14 protein-coding genes are annotated in these 19,401 nt (G+C 70.8%); 4 read left to right on the forward strand and 10 right to left on the reverse strand.

Features of this window, described 5'->3' with window-relative positions; translation table 11 throughout:
* Window positions 1-227: 227 nt before the first annotated feature.
* The 3 genes from ACWGDX_RS30760 to ACWGDX_RS30770 all read left to right on the forward strand — a co-directional run bounded on the left by ACWGDX_RS30760 (window position 228) and on the right by ACWGDX_RS30770 (window position 3,630).
* On the forward strand, window positions 228-1,085 hold the full coding sequence (locus ACWGDX_RS30760) for a helix-turn-helix domain-containing protein (protein WP_453630843.1): 858 nt from the start codon (window positions 228-230) through the stop codon (window positions 1,083-1,085).
* Window positions 1,086-1,299: 214 nt separating this feature from the next.
* A complete protein-coding gene (locus ACWGDX_RS30765; RefSeq protein ID WP_453630845.1) occupies window positions 1,300-1,509 on the forward strand; it encodes a DUF397 domain-containing protein in 210 nt (69 codons plus the stop codon).
* A gap of 528 nt (window positions 1,510-2,037) precedes the next feature.
* Window positions 2,038-3,630 (forward strand): sodium:solute symporter family protein, encoded by a 1,593-nt coding sequence (locus tag ACWGDX_RS30770; protein WP_453630847.1) that lies wholly within the window; start codon window positions 2,038-2,040, stop codon window positions 3,628-3,630.
* Window positions 3,631-3,895: 265 nt separating this feature from the next.
* Here ACWGDX_RS30770 and ACWGDX_RS30775 read toward each other — a convergent pair whose 3' ends face one another.
* From ACWGDX_RS30775 to ACWGDX_RS30785, 3 genes are all read right to left on the reverse strand, one after another.
* On the reverse strand, window positions 3,896-5,011 hold the full coding sequence (locus ACWGDX_RS30775) for an ADP-ribosylglycohydrolase family protein (RefSeq protein ID WP_453630849.1): 1,116 nt from the start codon (window positions 5,009-5,011) through the stop codon (window positions 3,896-3,898).
* Window positions 5,012-5,252: 241 nt separating this feature from the next.
* On the reverse strand, window positions 5,253-7,883 hold the full coding sequence (locus ACWGDX_RS30780) for a tetratricopeptide repeat protein (protein ID WP_453630851.1): 2,631 nt from the start codon (window positions 7,881-7,883) through the stop codon (window positions 5,253-5,255).
* Window position 7,884: 1 nt separating this feature from the next.
* Window positions 7,885-10,641: a bifunctional FO biosynthesis protein CofGH gene (locus ACWGDX_RS30785; RefSeq protein ID WP_453630853.1), complete on the reverse strand. Its 2,757-nt coding sequence runs from the start codon at window positions 10,639-10,641 to the stop codon at window positions 7,885-7,887.
* A gap of 373 nt (window positions 10,642-11,014) precedes the next feature.
* Between ACWGDX_RS30785 and ACWGDX_RS30790 the strand changes: the two genes are divergently transcribed.
* Window positions 11,015-12,625: a CehA/McbA family metallohydrolase gene (locus tag ACWGDX_RS30790; RefSeq protein WP_453630872.1), complete on the forward strand. Its 1,611-nt coding sequence runs from the start codon at window positions 11,015-11,017 to the stop codon at window positions 12,623-12,625.
* Between the two features lie 452 nt (window positions 12,626-13,077).
* Here ACWGDX_RS30790 and ACWGDX_RS30795 read toward each other — a convergent pair whose 3' ends face one another.
* The 7 genes from ACWGDX_RS30795 to ACWGDX_RS30825 form a co-directional block, all read right to left on the reverse strand.
* A complete protein-coding gene (locus ACWGDX_RS30795; protein WP_453630855.1) occupies window positions 13,078-13,617 on the reverse strand; it encodes a GNAT family N-acetyltransferase in 540 nt (179 codons plus the stop codon).
* A 178-nt stretch (window positions 13,618-13,795) separates the two neighbouring features.
* Entirely contained in the window at window positions 13,796-14,635 is an 840-nt protein-coding gene (locus ACWGDX_RS30800) for a helix-turn-helix domain-containing protein (RefSeq protein WP_453630857.1), read from the reverse strand.
* 320 nt (window positions 14,636-14,955) lie between these two features.
* Complete coding sequence (locus ACWGDX_RS30805) at window positions 14,956-15,387, reverse strand: NUDIX hydrolase (protein ID WP_453630859.1); 432 nt, start codon at window positions 15,385-15,387, stop codon at window positions 14,956-14,958.
* Between the two features lie 39 nt (window positions 15,388-15,426).
* Complete coding sequence (locus ACWGDX_RS30810) at window positions 15,427-16,221, reverse strand: SDR family NAD(P)-dependent oxidoreductase (protein ID WP_453630861.1); 795 nt, start codon at window positions 16,219-16,221, stop codon at window positions 15,427-15,429.
* Complete coding sequence (locus tag ACWGDX_RS30815; RefSeq protein ID WP_453630863.1) at window positions 16,218-17,333, reverse strand: hypothetical protein; 1,116 nt, start codon at window positions 17,331-17,333, stop codon at window positions 16,218-16,220. Before ACWGDX_RS30815 ends, ACWGDX_RS30810 begins: the two co-directional genes overlap by 4 nt.
* Window positions 17,333-18,343 (reverse strand): nucleotidyltransferase domain-containing protein, encoded by a 1,011-nt coding sequence (locus ACWGDX_RS30820; RefSeq protein ID WP_453630865.1) that lies wholly within the window; start codon window positions 18,341-18,343, stop codon window positions 17,333-17,335. The genes ACWGDX_RS30815 and ACWGDX_RS30820 overlap by 1 nt, the downstream gene beginning before the upstream one ends.
* Complete coding sequence (locus ACWGDX_RS30825) at window positions 18,340-19,251, reverse strand: hypothetical protein (protein WP_453630867.1); 912 nt, start codon at window positions 19,249-19,251, stop codon at window positions 18,340-18,342. The genes ACWGDX_RS30820 and ACWGDX_RS30825 overlap by 4 nt, the downstream gene beginning before the upstream one ends.
* Window positions 19,252-19,401: the final 150 nt, after the last annotated feature.

Consider the following 19,401-nt stretch of genomic DNA (forward strand, 5'->3'; position numbering starts at 1 on the left):
TCGTGACAGCCCTGTGACAGCTCCGGCGGGCCGAAGCGACGGGCGGGCGGGTGGCGGGCCGGCGGGCGGTCGGCGGGCCGTCGCCGGGCGGGTGGCCGGAAGCCGCAACTGACGGCGCACAACGGCGCATTTGCCTCTGTGGCCATTTCCCAGCGCAGTTGGGACCTTTGGTGGCAGTCTGCTGAGCAGTAGATACGTACAGCTACGCAGTCGGAGGTGCAGTTTCCGTGGCGTCCAACGTCAACCCCACCGTCAGGCGACGCCGATTGGGACAGGAGTTGCGCCGGCTTCGCGAGCTCAAGGGCATGACGGCCGAGGAGGTGGCGGAGCGGCTGCTGGTCTCGCAGTCGAAGATCAGCCGCCTGGAGAACGGCCGCCGCTCCATCAGCCAGCGCGATGTCCGCGACCTCTGCGGGGTGTACGAGGTCCAGGACCACCGCATCGTCGACTCGCTGATGCAAATGGCCAAGGATTCCCGCCAGCAGGGCTGGTGGCACGCCTTCGGCGACATCCCGTACAGCGTCTACATCGGACTGGAGACGGACGCGGCCTCGCTGCGGGTCTTCGAGCCGCAGGTCGTCCCGGGGCTGCTCCAGACCCGCCCGTACGCCGAGGCTCTGATCAACGGCGCGCTGCCGGAGTCGGCGGTACCCGATGTCGAGAAGCGGGTGGGGGTACGGCTCAGGCGCCAGGACCGGATCAACTCCACCGAGAACCCGCTGCGGCTCTGGGCCGTGGTGGACGAGGCGGCGCTGCGCCGGGTCGTGGGCAACCGGCAGCTCATGCGGGAGCAGTTGGAGCATCTCGTCGAACAGTCGCAGCTCCCCCATGTCACCGTGCAGGTACTGCCCTTCCACATGGGCGCGCACCCCGGGATCAGCGGGCATTACGCGGTTCTCGAATTCCCCGACGCCTCGGACTCCAGCGTCGTCTACATCGAGGGCGTGACAAGCGATCTCTATCTGGAGAAAGCCAATGACGTGCAGCGGTACAGCGTGATGTACGAGCATCTGCGCGCCCAGGCCCTGAATGTGGATCAGACCCGTCAGTTCATCGCGGACATCGCCAAGGAATACGCTCGCTGAAGTCCGCCGGGGCACGGCGGGCCCGAAGCGGAGCGCCGTCCAGTCCGAAGCGGAGCACCGTACACCTCAACTGCCTTGGTACGTAAGGCTCCGCCGGGAGAAGTCACCAGGACGAGTGAACGTCCATCCCGCCCATCGGGTGAGGCGAGTAGCGTCGATCATGCCAGCAAGAGGTTGGCGTGATTTCCCCACAACTCGCTGAACCGGAGCGAACATGGCAATTCTTCAGGGCGCTACGGACTCGTGGACCAAGTCCTCGTACTCCGGCGGAAACGGCGCTTGCGTAGAGGTCAGGTCACCCATCGTCCAGTCCATCGCCGTCCGGGACTCGAAGGCGCCCGAGGGCCCCTCGATCTCCTTCGTCCCCACGTCGTGGAATGCCTTCGTGCAGGAAATGAACAAGGGCGCTTTCGACCTCGGCTGAGGTCGCTCAACGCCCTGCACCCGCACCCGCACCCGCACCACTGAGTGAGCCCTCTCGACCGGTCCGCCGTCCTGGCCGAGGGGGCTCGGCCATGCCCGGCCCGGCCCCGGCCTCCGCCACGGCCCCGCCTCCCGCGCAGCGCCTCCGCGCGCCGCCTCCGCGCACCACCTCCCGCGCCCCGCCTCCGCGCGCCGCCTTCCCGACTCCTTTCCCGACCGCAGGGGACCCGCATCCCGTGCGGTCATTTCCGTATGTCCGGGTGTCCGGGCCATGCCCGGAGCCTGACGAAGTGCTCGCTCATCGTGTGGTCGTCGTCACGATCACGACAACGCCCCGGAAGGTCAAGAACAAGTAAAATCGTTCGGCTTTCTGATCTGAGTTCACATTTATGACCGGAGAAACCCTTGACCCGCCGCCGCGCCAGGCGGTTCAATCCCCGAAGTCCCCGCTCCCGCACGGGGCACCGCTGACCGGACGTACTGACGAAGAGCATCGATCGTTCACAAGGCGGACCCCTGGAGGGGGCACATGAACAGCCTCGACTGGATCGTGCTCATCGCATACTTCGGTGTGATGGTCGCGATCGGCCTCTGGTCGCACAAGCGTGTGGACAACGTCAGCGACTTCTTCACCGCCGGCGGCAAGATGCCCTGGTGGCTGTCGGGCATCTCGCACCACATGTCCGGCTACAGCGCGGTGATGTTCACCGGATACGCGGGCATCGCCTACACCTTCGGTGTCACCTCGTTCGTGACCTGGTCGCTGCCGATCGCCATCGGGATCGGGGTCGGCGCGCAGCTCTTCGCGCCCCGGCTCAACCGGCTGCGCTCCCGGCTGCATGTGGCGTCCCCGCTCGAATACCTCAAGAACCGGTACGACCTGAAGACCCAGCAGGCACTCGCCTGGTCCGGGCTGCTGCTGAAGATCGTGGACGTGGGCGCCAAGTGGGCCGCCATCGCCACCCTGCTCTCCGTCTTCACCGGGATCTCCCTCAACCAGGGCATCCTCATCACCGGTGTCATCACCGGTATCTACTGCACGGTCGGCGGGCTGTGGGCCGACGCCCTCACCGAGCTGGGCCAGTTCATCATCCAGCTCTTCGCCGGGATCGCGATGCTGGTCGCCGTCATGGGCGAGCTGGGCGGCTTCAGCGCGCTGTGGACGGTCTGGGACAAGCTCCCCGAGGGCCATGCCGACCCGACGGCCGGGCCGTACACCGTGACGTTCCTGCTGGCCTTCCTCTTCATCAAGATGTTCGAGTACAACGGCGGTATGTGGAACCAGGCGCAGCGCTACATGGCGACGGCGACCGCCCGGGAGGCCACCCGCTCGGCGCGCCTCTCCGCGATCCTCTGGCTCGTCTGGCCGCTGGTCCTCTTCTTCCCGATGTGGTGCGCGCCGCTGCTGGTCGAGGCGCAGAAGCCGGACGCGTCCGACTCGTACGCCCTGATGACCGAACAGCTCCTGCCGCACGGTCTGCTGGGCCTGGTCATCGTCGGCTTCTTCTCGCACACCATGGCGATGTGCTCCTCCGACGCCAACGCGATCGCCGCGGTCTTCACCCGGGACATCGCGCCCACCCTCTCCAAGGCGGCGCGCGGCTGGTCGGAGCGGGCGGGGCTGCTGGCGGCCCGGCTCTCCACCATCTCGTTCCTGGCGCTGTCGATGGCGGTCGCCACCCAGGTCAACTCGCCGACCTTCAAGGACATCATCACCGTCGTCATCAAGTGGGTGGCCGGTCTGATGGGTCCGATCGCGATCCCGTTCATGCTGGGCCTGCTCAAGCCGTTCCGCAGGTCGGGGCCGACGGCGGCGCTGGTGAGCTGGGCGCTGGGGCTGATCGCCTTCTGGCTGGTCAACTACCCGATCAGCTGGAACGTCGAGGGCGGAGTGCCGCTCCAGTACCAGGTCTCGATCCCGCTCGCGGTCTCGCTCGTGCTGTACATCGCGATCGGCTTCCTGAAGCCGGAGCCCACCGACGAGCGCGATGTCCTGCTGGCTCGGATCAACGGCGAGGGCGACGGCGACGGTTCCGGCCTGACGGCGGCGTCGCTGCGGGTGCCGGCACAGGCGGGGCCGACCGACGCGAAGCTCCCGGGCCGGGAGGGCGCGGACGGCTGAACGGGCCGATGAGGCTTGGCGGATACGGGCGTACGGGCCGGTGTGCCCGTACGCCCGCAAGGCGCGGGCGCAGGTGCGGGCGTACGGGTGCGGTGCCGGCCTGTACGCCCGTACGCGTCGGGCGCCCGTGCTCGTCGGGGGCGCCGTACGCGTCGGGGGCGCCGTACGCGTCCCGGCCCACGCGTCCCGGCCCACGCGTCCCGGCGCCCGTACGCGTCCCGGCGCCCGCACGTCAGTCGGCGCGCCGAGCCCGCTCCGTACGGGCTCAGCCGCGCGGGTAGCGGGCCAGCCAGCCCGAGGCGGTGACGCCCGGGGTGTGCAGGGCGGGGCCCTGGGTCATCTCCATCGCGAAGTCGTCGGCGATCTCCAGCAGCGTGGGCCTGCCCTCCAGTTCCGCGAGCCAGGCGGGCGGCAGCGCGGTCTCGCCGTGGAGCGCGCCGAGCAGGGAGCCGCAGAGCGTGGCGGTGGCGCACGAGGGGCCGTCATGGTTGACCGCCAGACGCAGCCCGTGGCGGATGTCCTCGCTGACGAGCGCGCAGTAGACGGCGACGGCGAGCGTGTCCTCGGCGGCGCCTCCCTCGCCGAGCGCGGAGACGCGTCCGGGACCCGGAATCCCCTGGCGCACGGTGCCGAGCGCCCGTTGCAGGGCTTCCGTGACGGGCTGGTGCCCGGGGCGCGGGGCGAGGAGGGCGAGGGCGCGCTGCACACCGGTGTCGAGACTCTCCGCGCGCGCCAGCGCGTGCACGATCACGGCGAAGGCACCGGCCGAGAGATACGCGGCCGGGTGACCGTGCGTCTGGGCTGCGCACTCCACGGCGAGCTGGCAGACGAGCTGCGGCTCCCAGCCGACGAGCAGCCCGAAGGGCGCGGACCGTACCAGCGCGCCCGCGTCGCGCGCGGCGGGGTTCTTGGGCTTGTCGAGCGTGCCCATGATGTCGTCGCCGAACCCGGTGAGACAGGAGCGGGCCGGGTCCCGGCGGGCGTACAGCCACTCCTCCTGGGCGAGCCAGCCGTTGTCCTTGCGGCGCACGTCCGGCCCCCAGTCGCGCTGGGTCGCGGCCCAGCGCAGATGGGCGCGGTGCACATCGGTCGGCGGATGCCAGGCACCGGTGTCCCTGCGGACCTGGGCGCGGATCAGTCCGTCGACGGTGAAGAGCGTGAGCTGCGTGGCGGCGGTGATGGCGCCTCTGCGGCCGTACGCGGGAACGAAGTCGGTGACGCCGTCGGGGCCGTGCGCCGCCCCGATCTCCTCCAGGGTGAGGGCCGAGACCCCCGCGCCGAGGGCGTCCCCGATGGCCCCTCCCAGCAGAGAGCCCCGCACTCTGCTCCGGAAGTCCTGCTGCTCGGCACGGCCCCAGACGGCCCCGGACGGTGAGCTCACGAGTCCCTCCCTCCCCATGAGCCTCGCAGCGACTCCGCAGACTGCGCAGCACTGTAGTGGAACGGGAACAGGGAGTTGAGGGCGCGCGCAGGGATCACGGGCGCAGGCGGGGCGGTATGGGGTCCGTCGCCCAGGAGATCACTTTTGGCACCGGGGCCCGGCTGCCCAGAGGCTCGGCCCGGCTCCGGTCCCAGAGGTTTCCGGCCCGCCTCCGGGCCCTGCCCCGCGCTTCGCCCCGGGCTTACGTGGCGCCGCCCGCGCCACCGCCCGTCGCCGTACCGTCCCTCGCCGTACGGCCCGTCGCCGTACGACCCGCGACCGTACCCGCCGTACCCGCCGTACCCGCCGTACCCGCCGCGCCCGTCTCGGCCAGCAGTTCCGCGCGGCGGGTGGAGGCCCAGCCGTAGCCGGGGTCCAGTTCCAGCGCGCGGTCCAGATCCGCGAGGGCCTCGGCCGTTCTGCCGAGGGACTTGAGTGCCATGGCGCGGCTGCCCAGCGCCCAGGTGTACGAAGGGTCGAGCGCGAGCGCCCGGGTGTACTCGGCCACGGCCTCCTCGTACCGTCCGGCGAACCGGTACACCTCTCCCCGCTCCCCCGGCACCTGCGCCATCTCCGGGGCCAGCCGCTCGGCCCTGCCGAGGTCGGCCAGTGCCCCGGCGACATCGCCGAGCCGGCCGCGCACATGGGCGCGCCGGCTCAGGGCCCAGATGTAGTCGCCCGACAGCTCGATGGCGCGGTCGAAGTCCACGAGCGCCTCGCGCTCCCGTCCCTGCTGGACCTTGGCCTGTCCCCGGCTGCCCAGGATCAGCGGATCGCGCGGGTCGCGTGCGAGCGCGCGGTCGAGTTCGGCGACGGCCTCCTCGGGCCGTCCCGCCCTGCGGTACGTCTCGCCCCGCTCGCGCGGCACCCAGGCCGTCCCGGGGGCCAGTTGCTCGGCGCGGTCGAGATCGGCCAGGGCGCGGGTGAAGTCGTTCAGCGCCCGGTGGGTGAGCGCGCGGCCGTGGTACGCGGCCACCCAAGCGGGGTCGAGGGCCAGCGCCCGGCCGTAGTCGGCGAGGGCCTCCTCGTGCGCGTCGGCGCGGAAGTGGTTCCAGCCACGGGCGGTGTACGCGGCGGTCCGGTCGGGGTCGGTCAGTGCGGCCCGGGTGAGCAGCAGGCCCAGGACGTCGACGGCGTACCGCCGTTCGTCCACGAGCGCCGCGAGACAGTCCGCGCCCCACGCGGCGACCGGCTCCGAGCCGCTGTCCCGGCCCGCGTCGGCGAGCGTCCGCGCCCAGCGGCGGACCTCCACGGGGCCCAGTCGGCAGACCGCGATCCCGTCGCGCAGCACGGCGGGCAGGGCGGCGGCGGGCCGGGCGCAGAGCAGATGGTAGGACTCTTCGAGGCGTGACTCGCGCCAGCTCTCCTGGACCCAGCGGCGGTCGGGGCCGATCCCCTCCTCCCCCTGTCCGGACCCGTTTTCGGCGTCGCCGTCCGCTGCCGCCTCGCGCTCCTGCGCGAACGCCTCGGCCAGCCGGGTGTGCGCCGCCGTCCACCGGCGCGGGGAGGTGGCCCGTTGCAGCCGCAGCATCGGATCCCGTACGACGTCGTGGTAACGGACCCGGCCGCCGGCCCCGCCGCTGACGAAGGGCAGGGAGCAGAGCCAGCCGAAGAGCCCGGCCGCCTCCTCCTCACCGGCGGAGGCCGCCGCGCCGTCCACGCCATTCGCACCGGCCGTCCCGTCCGCACGGACCGTACCGTCCGCGCCGACCGCCACGCGGAGGATGTCCTCGTTCAGCCGGCGCGGCAGGGCGCAGGCGAGGGCCACCGCCCGACGGGCCGGGTCCCGCTCCCACTTGAGGAAGCGCTCCACGGCCGTGGCGCTGGGATCGTCCAGATCGCCGGGGCCCTCCGGCCGGTTGCTGGCGAGGGTGGAGACCAGCACGGGCAGCCGGCCGGAAAGGCGCAGCACATCCCGTACGACCGGCTCGTCGACGACACCCTTGTCCGCGAGCAGCAGCCGGGCCTCGCTCTCCGTGAAGGGATCGAGGGGCAGATCCGTCACCGCGTCCGCGTAGTCGCCCCAGCAGCCCGGATCGAGCCGGCGCTGTCCCGCGAGCGTGACGACGACATGGTCGGGCAGCGCGCCGTACCGCTCGGTGGTGACCAGATCGCGCAGCCAGAGGTCCAGGAACGGCCCGGTGCGCTCGTAGGTGTCGAAGAACAGGGCGATCCAGGGCACTTCGGCGCCGACCCGCCGTATCTCCGAGACCAGTACGGGGGTGAGCACCCGCAGCGGCGACAGCACCAGCTCCGTGTCCTCGTGACCGCGCAGCCGCGCGGCGACCGCCGCCCGTAACCGGTCCGCGCCCTCGGCCACCTGGGCCGGATCCGCCGCCCCGGTGAACACGCCGACCCCGGGCACCATGCCCAGCCCGGCCAGCCCGGCCCTGGCGACGGCCATCGCCCCGGCCGAGGGGCCGTCCTGCGGCGGGCCGCCGCCGTCCAGTGCGGCCGACTCCACCTCGAACCGCCGCTGCCGGTAGGTCGCGAGGGACCGGTCCAGCGCCTTGAGCGGTCTGCCCTGCCGCCCGAACTGCTCACTGATCGCGGCCATCGCCTCCGGTACCCCGGCCACGGCCTCGTCGGTGTACGCGGTCAGCGCCCCGCGCTCCCGGGCGAGCTGCTCCAACTCCCGTACCAGCGAGGTCTTGCCGACCCCCGCGTTGCCCCGGACATGGAAGAGGAACCGGTGCCGCTCGTCGTCCAGCGGCAGTTCGAGATTCTCCCGGAACAGCGCCAGCTCCCGCCGGCGCCCGACGAACGAGGCGCGCCTGCGCCGCCGGATCCGCTCCTGGAGCGACGGTCGCGCGGACGGTCGCGCGGCACCCATGTCAGGCCCCGTCGCCCGAGGCGGGCAGCAGCGGCAGCAGCTGCGGCAGATGGCCGTCCGAGGCCGCCGCCGCGCGTACGCGCTCCTCCGGGACCTCGCCGTACAGCGTCGTACGCGGCTTGGCCGGGCGGCCCGCCGCTTCGGCGATCGCGACCAGGTCCTTGACCGAGCGGTACGAGCCGTAACTGGAGCCCGCCATCCGGGAGATGGTCTCCTCCATCAGGGTGCCGCCGAGATCGTTGGCGCCGGAGCGGAGCATTTCGGCGGCGCCCTCCGTGCCCAGCTTCACCCAGCTCGTCTGGATATTGGTGATGTGCGGGTGGAGCAGCAGCCGCGCCATCGCCATCACCGCGCGGTTGTCGCGGTCCGTCGGTCCCGGGCGGGCGATACCGGCCAGATAGACGGGGGCGTTGGTGTGGATGAAGGGAAGGGTGACGAACTCGGTGAAGCCGCCCGTTTCCTGCTGGATCCGGGCCAGCGTACGGAAGTGGCCGAGCCAGTGGCGCGGCTGGTCCACATGGCCGTACATCATCGTGGAGCTGGAGCGGATGCCCAGCTCATGGGCGGTCTTCACGACCTCGATCCAGGTCGCCGTCGGCAGCTTGCCCTTGGTGAGGATCCAGCGGACCTCGTCGTCGAGGATCTCCGCCGCCGTGCCGGGGATCGAGTCGAGTCCGGCCTCCTTGGCGGCCGTCAGCCATTCGCGGATCGACAGACCGGTGCGCGAGGCGCCGTTGACGACCTCCATCGGGGAGAAGGCGTGGACATGCATGCCGGGAACGCGCTTCTTCACCGCGCGGGCGATGTCGAAGTACGCCGTGCCCGGCAGGTCGGGGTGGATACCGCCCTGCATGCAGACCTCGACCGCGCCCACCTCCCACGCCTGCTCGGCCCGGTCCGCGACCTGCTCGATGGAGAGGGTGTACGCGTCGGCGTCCGTACGGCGCTGCGCGAAGGCGCAGAAACGGCAGCCCGTGTAGCAGACGTTGGTGAAGTTGATATTGCGCGTGACGATGTACGTGACATCGTCGCCGACCACATCGCGGCGCAGTTCGTCGGCGATCCGGGTCAGCGCGTCCAGCGCGGGGCCGTCCGCGTGGAGCAGGGCGAGCGCCTCGTCGTCGGTGAGCTTCGTCGGGTCGTCGGCGGCCTGCGAGAGGGCCGACCGTACGTCCGTGTCGATCCGGGACGGGACCATGCCGGGCGCCGCCGCCTCGCGCAGCGCCTCCCAGTCGCCGTACACCTCGTCGAAGTCGTCACGGCGGTCGGCGGTACGGCCCTCGGTGTCGATGGTGCGGTGCAGATCCGTCCGTCCCATGGCGGTGAAGCCCTCGTCCGGCTCCTGCCAGGGCAGTCCGGCGGGGTTCACGTCGAGGGCGAGGCCGGTCTCCGGGTCCGCCAGCGCCCGTACGTGCGGGAGCAGCCGGGGGTCGAGCCAGGGCTCGCCGCGCTGGATGAACTCGGGGTAGATCGTGAGCCGTTCGCGCAGCGCGAATCCGGACTCGGCGGTCTTCGCGGCCAGTTCGTCGATGTGCGGCCAGGGGCGCTCGGGATTGACGTGGTCCGGGGTCAGCGGCGAGACGCCGCCCCAGTCGTCGATGCCCGCGCCGATCAGCAGGGCGTACTCGGCGTCGACGAGATTGGGCGGGGCCTGGATGCGCGCGGACGGGCCGAGGATGTGCCGCGCCACGGCGATGGCCGCCGCCAGTTCCTCCAGCTCCGCGTCCGGCATACCGCGCATCGCCGTGTCCGGCTTGGCGCGGAAGTTCTGGACGATGACCTCCTGGACTCCGTGGTACGCCCGCTGGACGCGCCGGAGTTCGAAGAGGGAGTCGGCGCGCTCCTCGTACGACTCCCCGATACCGATCAGCACCCCTGTGGTGAAGGGGACGTTGGAGCGGCCGGCGTCCTCCAGGACCCGCAGCCGTACGGCGGGCTCCTTGTCGGGCGAGCCGTGGTGCGGGCCGCCCGGCTCGGACCAGAGCCGGGTCGCGGTGGTCTCCAGCATCATGCCCATGCTCGGCGCGACGGGCTTGAGCCGCTGGAAGTCGGTCCAGGACAGCACGCCGGGGTTGAGGTGCGGCAGCAGGCCGGTCTCCTCCAGGACCCGGATCGCCATGGCCCGGACATAGGCGAGGGTGTCGTCGTAACCCTCGGCCTCCAGCCACTCGCGGGCCTCGGGCCAGCGGTCCTCCGGCTTGTCGCCGAGGGTGAACAGGGCTTCCTTGCAGCCCAGTTCGGCTCCCCGGCGAGCGATCTCCAGGACCTCGTCCGGCGACAGGAACATCCCGTGGCCCGCCCGGCGCAGCTTGCCGGGCACGGTCACGAAGGTGCAGTAGTGGCACTTGTCCCGGCACAGCCGGGTCAGCGGGATGAAGACCTTGCGGGAGTACGTGATGATCCCGGGCCGTCCGGCCGCCGCCAGGCCCGCGTCCCGTACGCGCGCGGCGGAGGCGGCGAGATCGGTGAGGTCGTCGCCACGGGCCTGGAGCAGCACGGCCGCCTCACCGGCATCGAGCGCGACCCCGTCCCGCGCCCGCTTCAGCGCCCGGCGCATGGAGTTGGCGGTGGGCCGCCCGGCGGCCTGCCCGCCCGACGGCTGTTCGGCGGGCAGTCCGCCCGACGGTTCCGCGGACCGCCCCTCCGACGGTTCGGCGGGCCCTCCGCCCGACGGTTCAGCGGGTCGCCCGGCCGGCTGTTCGGTCGGCCGTTGGGCGGATCGTCCGGTCCCGGGTTCCTGCGGCACGCGCGTCGTCATCCTTTGAGGATACGTTCGGCCACCCGCTCCGCCGGGGGACGGGCGGCCCGGGAGACGCAGGTCACGATGGGGGGCCGGGCAACGGTGGGGAGGGCGACGGGAGCAGGGCGGGAGCGGAGGGGGTGCGTCGGCGGAACGGGAAGCCCGGCGCGCCGGTACGAAGGGTCACCTCTGATCCCGGTTCCGACGTGTCGGCAGGACGGTCGGCGGCCGTGCCATGTCCTGGCCGTTTTCCCGCCACCCGTCAAGCCCCTTCCCTTGCACGCCGGTTCACGGCTCGATACCAGGGTGCGAAGGCACGACTCGTATGACCGGTCGCGTGACCGCTCATGTGACCGCTCGTATCCCTCTCGGCACCCTGGGAGCCGCCGGAATGTGCAAGGACCACACAGACCATCACCACCGCGAGGACGAGAACCACGGGACCGCCGGACCCGGCAGACGCGGACTCCTGGTGACGGGAGCCGCCGCCGCGCTTACGCTGAGTACCGTGAGCTTCGCGAGCGCCGCGCCCGCGGGCGGGGACGGCGCCGGGGCCCTCGGCGCCGAAGCCCTCGGCACGGGCACCGGCACCGGCACTGGCACCGGTGAGGAGCAGACCCGGACCGTCACCGGCACACTGCCGACCGGCTCCCCCGACTTCGTCTATCTGCCCGTCGAGGTGCCGCGCGGCGTCCGCGAGATCCATGTCTCGTACAGCTACGAACGGCCCCAGATGCCGGCCGGCACCCAGGGCAACGCCCTCGACATCGGCATCTTCGACGAACGCGGCACGGCCCTCGGCGGACGCGGCTTCCGCGGCTGGTCGGGCGGTGCGCGTACGGAGTTCTTCCTGCGCGCCGACGCGGCGAGCCCCGGCTATGTCCCGGGCCCGGTACGCGCGGGCACCTGGCACATCGCGCTCGGCCCGTACACCGTCGCCCCGCAGGGCCTCGCGTACCAGGTCACCATCACCCTGAAGTTCGGCGACCCGGGCAGGACCCCGGCGCCCGTGCACCCGCCCGAGCGTGCCAAGGGACGCGGCCGGGCCTGGTACCGCGGCGACTGCCATATCCACTCCGTGCACTCCGACGGCAGGCGCACCCCCGCCGAGATCGCCGCGCTCGCCCGCGCCGCCGGCCTCGACTTCATCAACACCAGTGAGCACAACACCCACTCCGGGCACAGCGCCTGGGACGGCCTGTGGGGCGACGACCTGCTGATCCTCACCGGCGAGGAGGTCACCACCCGTAACGGCCATGTGCTGGCCATCGGCACGGACCCCGGCACCTTCGTCGACTGGCGCTACCGCGCCCGGGACAACCGTTTCGGCCACTACGCGCGGGAGATCCGGCGCGCCGAGGGGCTGGTCGTCCCCGCGCACCCGCACGCCACCTGTATCGGCTGCAACTGGAAGTTCGGTTTCGCGGACGCCGACGCGGTGGAGGTCTGGAACGGCCCGTACACCGTGGACGACGAGGTCTCGCTCGCCGACTGGGACAACACCCTGGTCTCGGCGGCCCGTTCCGGCCGGGCCTGGACCCCGGCGATGGGCAACAGCGACGCGCACCGCGACCCCGACCCCATCGGCACCCCGCAGACGGTGGTCCTGGCCGAGGACCTCAGCCGGGACGCGATCCTGGCCGGTATCCGCGCGGGCCACAGCTATGTCGCCGAGTCCTCCGCGGTCTCGCTCAGCTTCGGCGCGGCAGGCGGCCGGGGCCGCCACGCGGGCATCGGCGACCGCCTGCGCGTGAACGCGGACGACCCGGTGACCGTCCGCCTGGAGGTCACCGGAGCCCCCGGCTGCACCGCCCACCTCGTCACCGACCAGGGCACCCTCCACACAGCCCCCCTCCCGGCATCGGGCACCGGCACGGTCGAGTGGCGCACCACACCCGCCTACGCGACCTACGTACGAGCGGAAGTACGCCACACCCCCACCCTCCCCGGCCTCCCGGGCCCCCTGGCGGCCTTCACCAACCCGGTGTTCCTCGGGGAGTAGTCACGGACCCGCCGCTGTCGGAGGCGCCCCCGGCAGCGGCGGCGGCCGGTCCGCGGTGACCTCGCGCGGGGCCGGCGCCGAACGCGTACTTCTTGCCGAGGTAGTTCCCAGCCTGTAGAACTCCACCCGGAGGCCGGAATGACGGTTACGAATCCTGACCGGAACTGGCGTACCCGAGTCAGTCAACGAGTCGCTGTCGACATCCGCACCGGCGTGGTGGGGTACCTAGGTCTTGAGCACGACGGCATCGTAGAGATGCATCCGGTGGCGGGCGGTCCACTGTGGACGGCGCCGACGAGCAGCACGAGGCCCGCCACGCCTGCGGAGGTATCAGCCGCGCTCGCTCAAGATGACGAGTAGCCCACCGATACGTGGCTTCAAAGAAACGCCTGGCGCAGGGCTGACCGGTGAGCCTTACGACGAGGAGTTCCACGCCAAACTCCTCCACGTCGTCACTCCGCGTCTGGCCGCGACGGCGTTCCTGTCCTGAACCGGTCGGCCAGGCCGTCGATCCGCTCCGCACGGCGGCCGAGCATGTAGAGCCGGTACGTGGTGCGCTCCACTTCGTGGAACAGGGTGAAGCCCTGCGCCTCGTAGTAGCGCACCAGGTCCGGCCACAAGCAGTCCCGGCGTACCCATGCCCGGCCCTCTCGGGCCGCCCGGTCGACCGCCCACCAGGCCATCAGCGTGCCCGGCCCGAGGTGCCGCACAGCCGGGTCGGTGACCGATGTGTTCAGATACAGGGCCGGCTCGGACCTCTCCTCCGCCGTCCACCCCCACGGCGGTCCCTGGTCCTGAACGGTCGTACGGCCCACGACGCGTGAGCCGTCCATCTCCAGGAGCCAGACGTCGCCGTACGGGTTGTCGCACTGGGATGCGAGATCATCCGCGCTCTCGCGCCAACTCGGCATTCCGCGCTGCTCCATCCACGTACACCGGGCATGGATCAGCTCCGCCACGGCGGAACGGTCGGCCGAGGTCGCGGGACGCATCGAAAATACGGGAACTGCGTTCACCAGGGCCGGGAAATCCTCGCGCTTGACGGCGGACACGAGCAACGACCAGCCTCGCGGTCGCGAACGGGAACGATACCGCCGAAGTCATCGGCAACCTCGACGCATTCGGCGCCGTCTCCGCGTTGTTGTTCAGCTCCATTGGTCGAACAGCCCTTCAGCTCCCCGGTAACAAGCTGCAGCCAGGGCAGTTACCCGGTTCCGGGGCGCGGAAAGCGTGGTCGCAACGGTCGCAGTTCTGAAGCGGGACGATACGTGGCGCCGCCGGTACGGCGGGGAGGGGCGGCGGCAGGAGTTCGGTGAGGCGGTGGGCGAGGAATGCCGCCGGGTGGTTGATGGGGGCCGGTGGTAGCGACGCGGTCAGGGTGCGGCGTACGGCTTCGGGTTCCACGCCCCGTTCCAGCCAGGCCGATACGGCGGGCGCCAGTCGGCGTACATCGCGCTCGGACAGCACCAGGCTCGGAGCGTCGCGCCGGAGCCCGGCGAGGATCTCGGTGGCCGTGCGGTGGTGGGCGAGGTCCGGGTGGTCAGGTTCCGGAAGCGCCTGGACCGGTTTCGGCGCAGCTGGCTCCGGCCCGGCCGACTCCGACTTCCGCCCAGGCTTCGGCTTCGGCGGCTGCGATGAACTCGGCACGGTCCCCACCGCCGACGGGTCGTCGTACGCGACCGTCCGTGTCACCCAACGACCACCTGGCGTGCGTTCCTTCGTACGGCTGAGATAGCCGCACGCCTCCAACTCCCTCAGCGCCCGCGCGATCACGACCTCGCCCTCGGCGAATCTCGCCGCCAGAGCCTTGATGCCGATCTTCGCCCCGTCGGGCAACGACTGGATGTGCACAGCGAGACCGATCGCAGTCAGCGACAGTCCACGGTGCTGGGCGAGATGGTTTCCGACCACGGTAAACCGCTCGGTGTGCCGGTGGCGCACATGCCGTACGCCGCTCGTCGGAATGCCGGACTGAGTGCTCTGGGTCGCGCTAAGCTGCTGAGCAGCCATCGGGAAGGGCCTACTTCCTAGGTGGTGAGGCCTCCGATCGGGATTCGCAGTCCCGGCCGGGGGCCGTCGTACGTTCTGGGGTTGTGTCGCTGAGCGTAACCACACCAACCCCACCCCTCCGACCAGATGTTGCCGTTTTCACCCGCGCGAGTGAGAGGGAACGGGAGTGGGCTGGGGATGGGTTGGGAAAGGTTCTCTCCCAGATTCTTCAAGGCTTCTTACGTCGTGCGCTCCCGGCTCCCCGTACTCCGGATCCCGGCCCACCGGGTCGCGGAATCCCACGACCCGGTGGTCACGGACCCGAGGCACGAACAGCGGCGCTACACCAGGGACAGGAGATCTCCACGATCGACGGCGTTGCGCAGGACGTCGGCGATCTCCTCGGGCTTGAGGTCCACCGCTCCGAGGGCTTCGGTGGTGAGGGCGATCTCCTCCAACAGATACTCGCCGCGGCCTTCCTGGCTGAACTCGGGCCCAGTGCGGTCCTCGAAGGACCACTTCCGGACCTTGGCCACATAGAAGAACTGCCGTTCGTCAGTGGTTTCCATCGTGTGAAGGAGGTTCAGGATCTCGGCCTCTCCCGCGATCTCCTCGCGGATCTCACGCAGGAGTGCGTCTTCGCGGTCGGCGTCGGTGGGTTCCACCTTGCCGCCGGGGATGACCCAGTACGGAGGGATGCCCGGCCGGATGCGCTTGATCAGCAGCAGGGTGCCGTTCGGGGTGATGAGGACGGCTCGGACTCGTTCGATCACGGCTTCGGTCTGCTTCCTGTCGAAGGTAATCGGGGGTGTTCAGTGAAGGAGCCATCCCCCGTCGATGTGCAACGACTGCCCGGTGATGAAGGACGCGGACGGACTGGCGAGGAAAGCCACCGCCGCCGCGACATCCTCGGGCCGGCCTCGGCGCGGAACGCACTGCCGCTGGATCTGCTCCGTCGGGCCGACCCGGTGGTGGCTGGGCAGGGCGTTCTCGGCGTCAACCTGGATGGCCCCTGGGAGGACAGTGTTCACACAGATCCCGTGCGGGCCAAGTTCCCGGGCCAGCGAGCGGGTCAGGCCGAGGAGGCCTGCCTTGGCGGTGCTGTAGGCCGTCAGGCCGGGACGGCCCGCGCGAGCGTTGACGCTGCCGACGTTGACGATGCGTCCCCATTGGCGGGCGGTCATTCCCGGTGTGACGGCCCGGCAGACGCGGTAGTGGATGCTGAGATTGACCTCGATGGCCCGGGCCCACTCGATCTCGTCGGTCTGCTCCCAGGAGACACGGGGGTAGGCACCGGCGTTGTTCACGAGGATGTCCACGGTGCCGAGTTCGGATTCGACCTGACTGTTCATCGTGGCGACGGCATGGGGGTCGGTGAGGTCGGCGTTGATCTCGATCCCGTTCCGGCCTTCGCGGCGCATGTCGCCCAGGACCGCACGGGCATCAATGATCCGGGCGAAATGGTTGATCACCACCGACGCACCGGCGGCGGCCAAGGCCTTGCTGATCGCGGCCCCGATGCCGGTGGCTCCGCCGGTGACCAGGGCCACCCGTCCCCGGAGGGGCTGAGCGACGATGGGGAGTTCAAGCAGAGCGGCAGTGGTCACCGGCGTTTCCTCTCGCTGGTTCCGGTCGGTGGCAGGGAAGCGGTACGTGTGAAGACCTCGCCGACAGCCTCGGGGTCCTGGCTCTCTGCGAGCTTGGCCAGCAGGAGCAGCAGGTCAGTGGCCGTGAGCCGGCCGGGCGGGATCACCCCGAGGATGCGTACGGCCAGGAAGTGGCTGATCCGGGCCATGAAGCCGTCCGAGGTAAGGCCGGCGGCCGGGCCGAGGTCGGATCTGGTCCGATCGAGGAGCTGGGTAATCGCGGCGCGGCGCCCGGGCCCGACCGGCCAGGAGTACTGGACCTCCACGCGGCGGTGCCGCTGCGACAACTCGGCATGTTCGACCAGCGGGGTCGCGCAAGGCGGCAGGCTCAGACGCAGGGTGCGGGCGTAGACGTCGGGCTGGTAGGCCGGAACGAGCCAGCCGCCCATCGCAAGGAGGTACCAGAGCAGGTTGGCGATCTCGCCCGCGATCGTGTTGCGTCCGGCGTACTCGAAGTCGAGCCAGCAGACAGGTTCGCCGATGTTGGGTTCGGTCGGATCGCCCTGGGTGAGGGCGGTGACCCATCGGCTGTCAGGGCGTAGGGCTTCCCGGGCGTCCCGGAGGAGCCCCGGCAGGTCGAGCCGCAGGGCAGTGCCGTTCACCACCAGGTCGTAGCCGGCCAGAGTGTTCAGGGACAGCGGAACGCCGGTGCGCGAGGTGGTGATGGCCGGACCGCCACGCAGGTACCACGCTTCCACCCGGCCGCCGGGGCGGATGCGGTGCTGGTAGAGGGCGGGGACGCAGGCGGACAGCGGCGCCGTCTGCCCGGTCGCTTCCACCGCAGAAACCAGGTCGTCGCAGACGGCGTCCATCAGGGCGATCACCCGGGGGACGGCTCCTGGGTCGCGGTCGGCGGTGGCGATGAGGTCGCCGAGGAGCATGCCGCACCGGCCGCCGGCGAAGACGTCCTCGTACATCACCAGATACTTGCCGAAGCGCCGAGTGCAGCCCAGCAGTTCTGGTACCCGGAGCCGGCCGGAGACCTCATGCCAGCCCCGGATCTCCGCCTTGGCCTTCTCCGGGCTGAGAGCCTTCCGGAAGACCGGACGCGTCGGCGCCTTCAGAACGGTCATCAGCGGACCATCCCTTTCCGCACCGGCTCGGGGGACGACATCGTGGCCAGCCAGTGACCGAGCACGGAATGGGCCAGCTCCTCCGCCTTCCGGCGGTCACCGCGCGCGTCACTCCGCAGGTCGCCCGGGTCGCCCGGCTCCCGGCTCAGGAACACCGCCAAGGCGTCGTCGTCCGAGGCACACTCGACGCCCGTGAAGCGGAGCATGACCTTGGCCAGCAGCGCGGTGACCTTGAACAGGGCCCGCAGGTCCGGCGTCCCCTTGAGGAGCTGGCGGCGGATCTCGACAGCGGCCTGGATACCAGCCTCCACGCTCGTGCCGACATCCGTGGCGGCATCGGGAGCGGGAAGAGCCAGGCCGGGGCTGTACCACAGCGGAAGGAGGGCTCCGCTGCCGATGAGGGCCAGAACATGCAGCAGGCGCGAGGAAAGCGCGCCTGTCCGGCACTCGTCCTGGGTCACGATGGTCAGTCCGAGTTTGACCCCGCCGAGTTCGCTCTCCAGCTCGGCCAGGGCCTGCCGCAGGCGCGAGGTGGACTCCTGGGCTGCGACCACGAAGATATCCAGGTCACTCCAGCCATGCTGATATTTGCCGCGCGCTCCGCTGCCGGTGACCGCGAGCAGGTCGATCAGCGGTGGCGTCCCTGTGACCCGGTCCAGCAGTGCGGACAGATACGACTCCAGGTTGACCGGCAGGCCAAGACTGTTGACCGGCGCCGTCACCGGCCGCCGCAGGGGCCAGCGCCGGGCCAGGGCGAGCCGGTCGAGCCTGCGCTCCAGCACAAGACGGCTGCCGTTGTTGTTGACGACCTCATGCGCGAGCGTGGAGATCGCGGCAGCACCACGACGCGCTTTGACCGCGTCTCGTTCCACCACATCGGCCGGCCCTGCGGTGCCGCGCTCCTCACGGATCTTGGGCGAGGTCTCCAGGTAGACGATGGTGAGCTGGTCGCCGAGCATCCGCCGCAGTTCGGCGGTCGAGGCGTGGTCGTGCAGGGACTCGATGGTCACCCGGTCGAGGAAATGGTGGGACGCACAGTACCGGTCCAAGCCGTCGAGAAGGAGTTCCGCCTGGACGACGGCGCCGATCCGGTACGGGTCGGCGATCCCCGACCGGTGGGCGGGTGGGCGGCATCCTCGACAAGGTGCCCGATCTTCAGGCGGCCGTATCCGTGCCGGACCCGCAGATACTCGCCCGCGGTGCTCTTGCCGCTCTCGGACATGCCGCCGAGCGCCACGATCCGTACCCCGGGCAGCGCGCGGGCCGGAACGACCGGGCTGACCTGGTGGAGGTGCCGGCGGATCTCGTCCTGGACCGCGACAACGCGGCGTCCGCCGACGACGACGGTCTTGTCGAAGCGCCCGTCACGGACGAGGCGGTGGATCTGTTCGTGGAGATGGCGCTGGTAGTCCGCGTAGACGCGGGTGACGCTCGGCTCGTACGACAAACTGCGGGCAGTCCCGCTGACCGGGTCCTCGTGGTGGAGGAGCAGGACGCCGTACTCGGCATCCTCCGCGGCGCGAAGGTCGTCCTGATAGGGCTTCAAAAGCAGCCGTGTGCGCTGGGCGGCGTTGGCGGCATCGAGGTTTTCACGGACTGCGACCGTGGCCGCGAGTGAGGCTTCCAGCATGGGAATGCCTCGGTCCATGAACCGGATCGCGGTCGTGGCCGAACGACGTGACCGGCCGAGGTAGGAACTGGCCAGGACATCGGCCACCTCCTCGATGGGGCCGTCGTCGAACCACCAGGCGCCCATCCCGCGGTCCTTGATGGCAGCCCAGCGCGGGTCGTATTGGTCCAGGGGGCCGGTGGCTTCCGAATCCGGGCCGCTTCGGCGGTCGAGGATGCCGATCTGCTTGGTCTTGCCGACGTTGTCCGGTCCGCTGAACGCAATCGTCGTGGTGTCGGACGTGGTCATCTGTGTCTCCGATCCGGGATCGGGCACCCATGGCCCGGGTGCCTCGCGGCATGGCCGGCCGATCCGGATCAGAAAGTTTTCCTGTCGCACCCGAAGCGGCCTGAAGACCACAGTGCCGCTCCGGCGTGTGCCGTATCCGCAGCCGGGTTG

Source organism: Streptomyces sp. NPDC055025 (assembly GCF_053608565.1).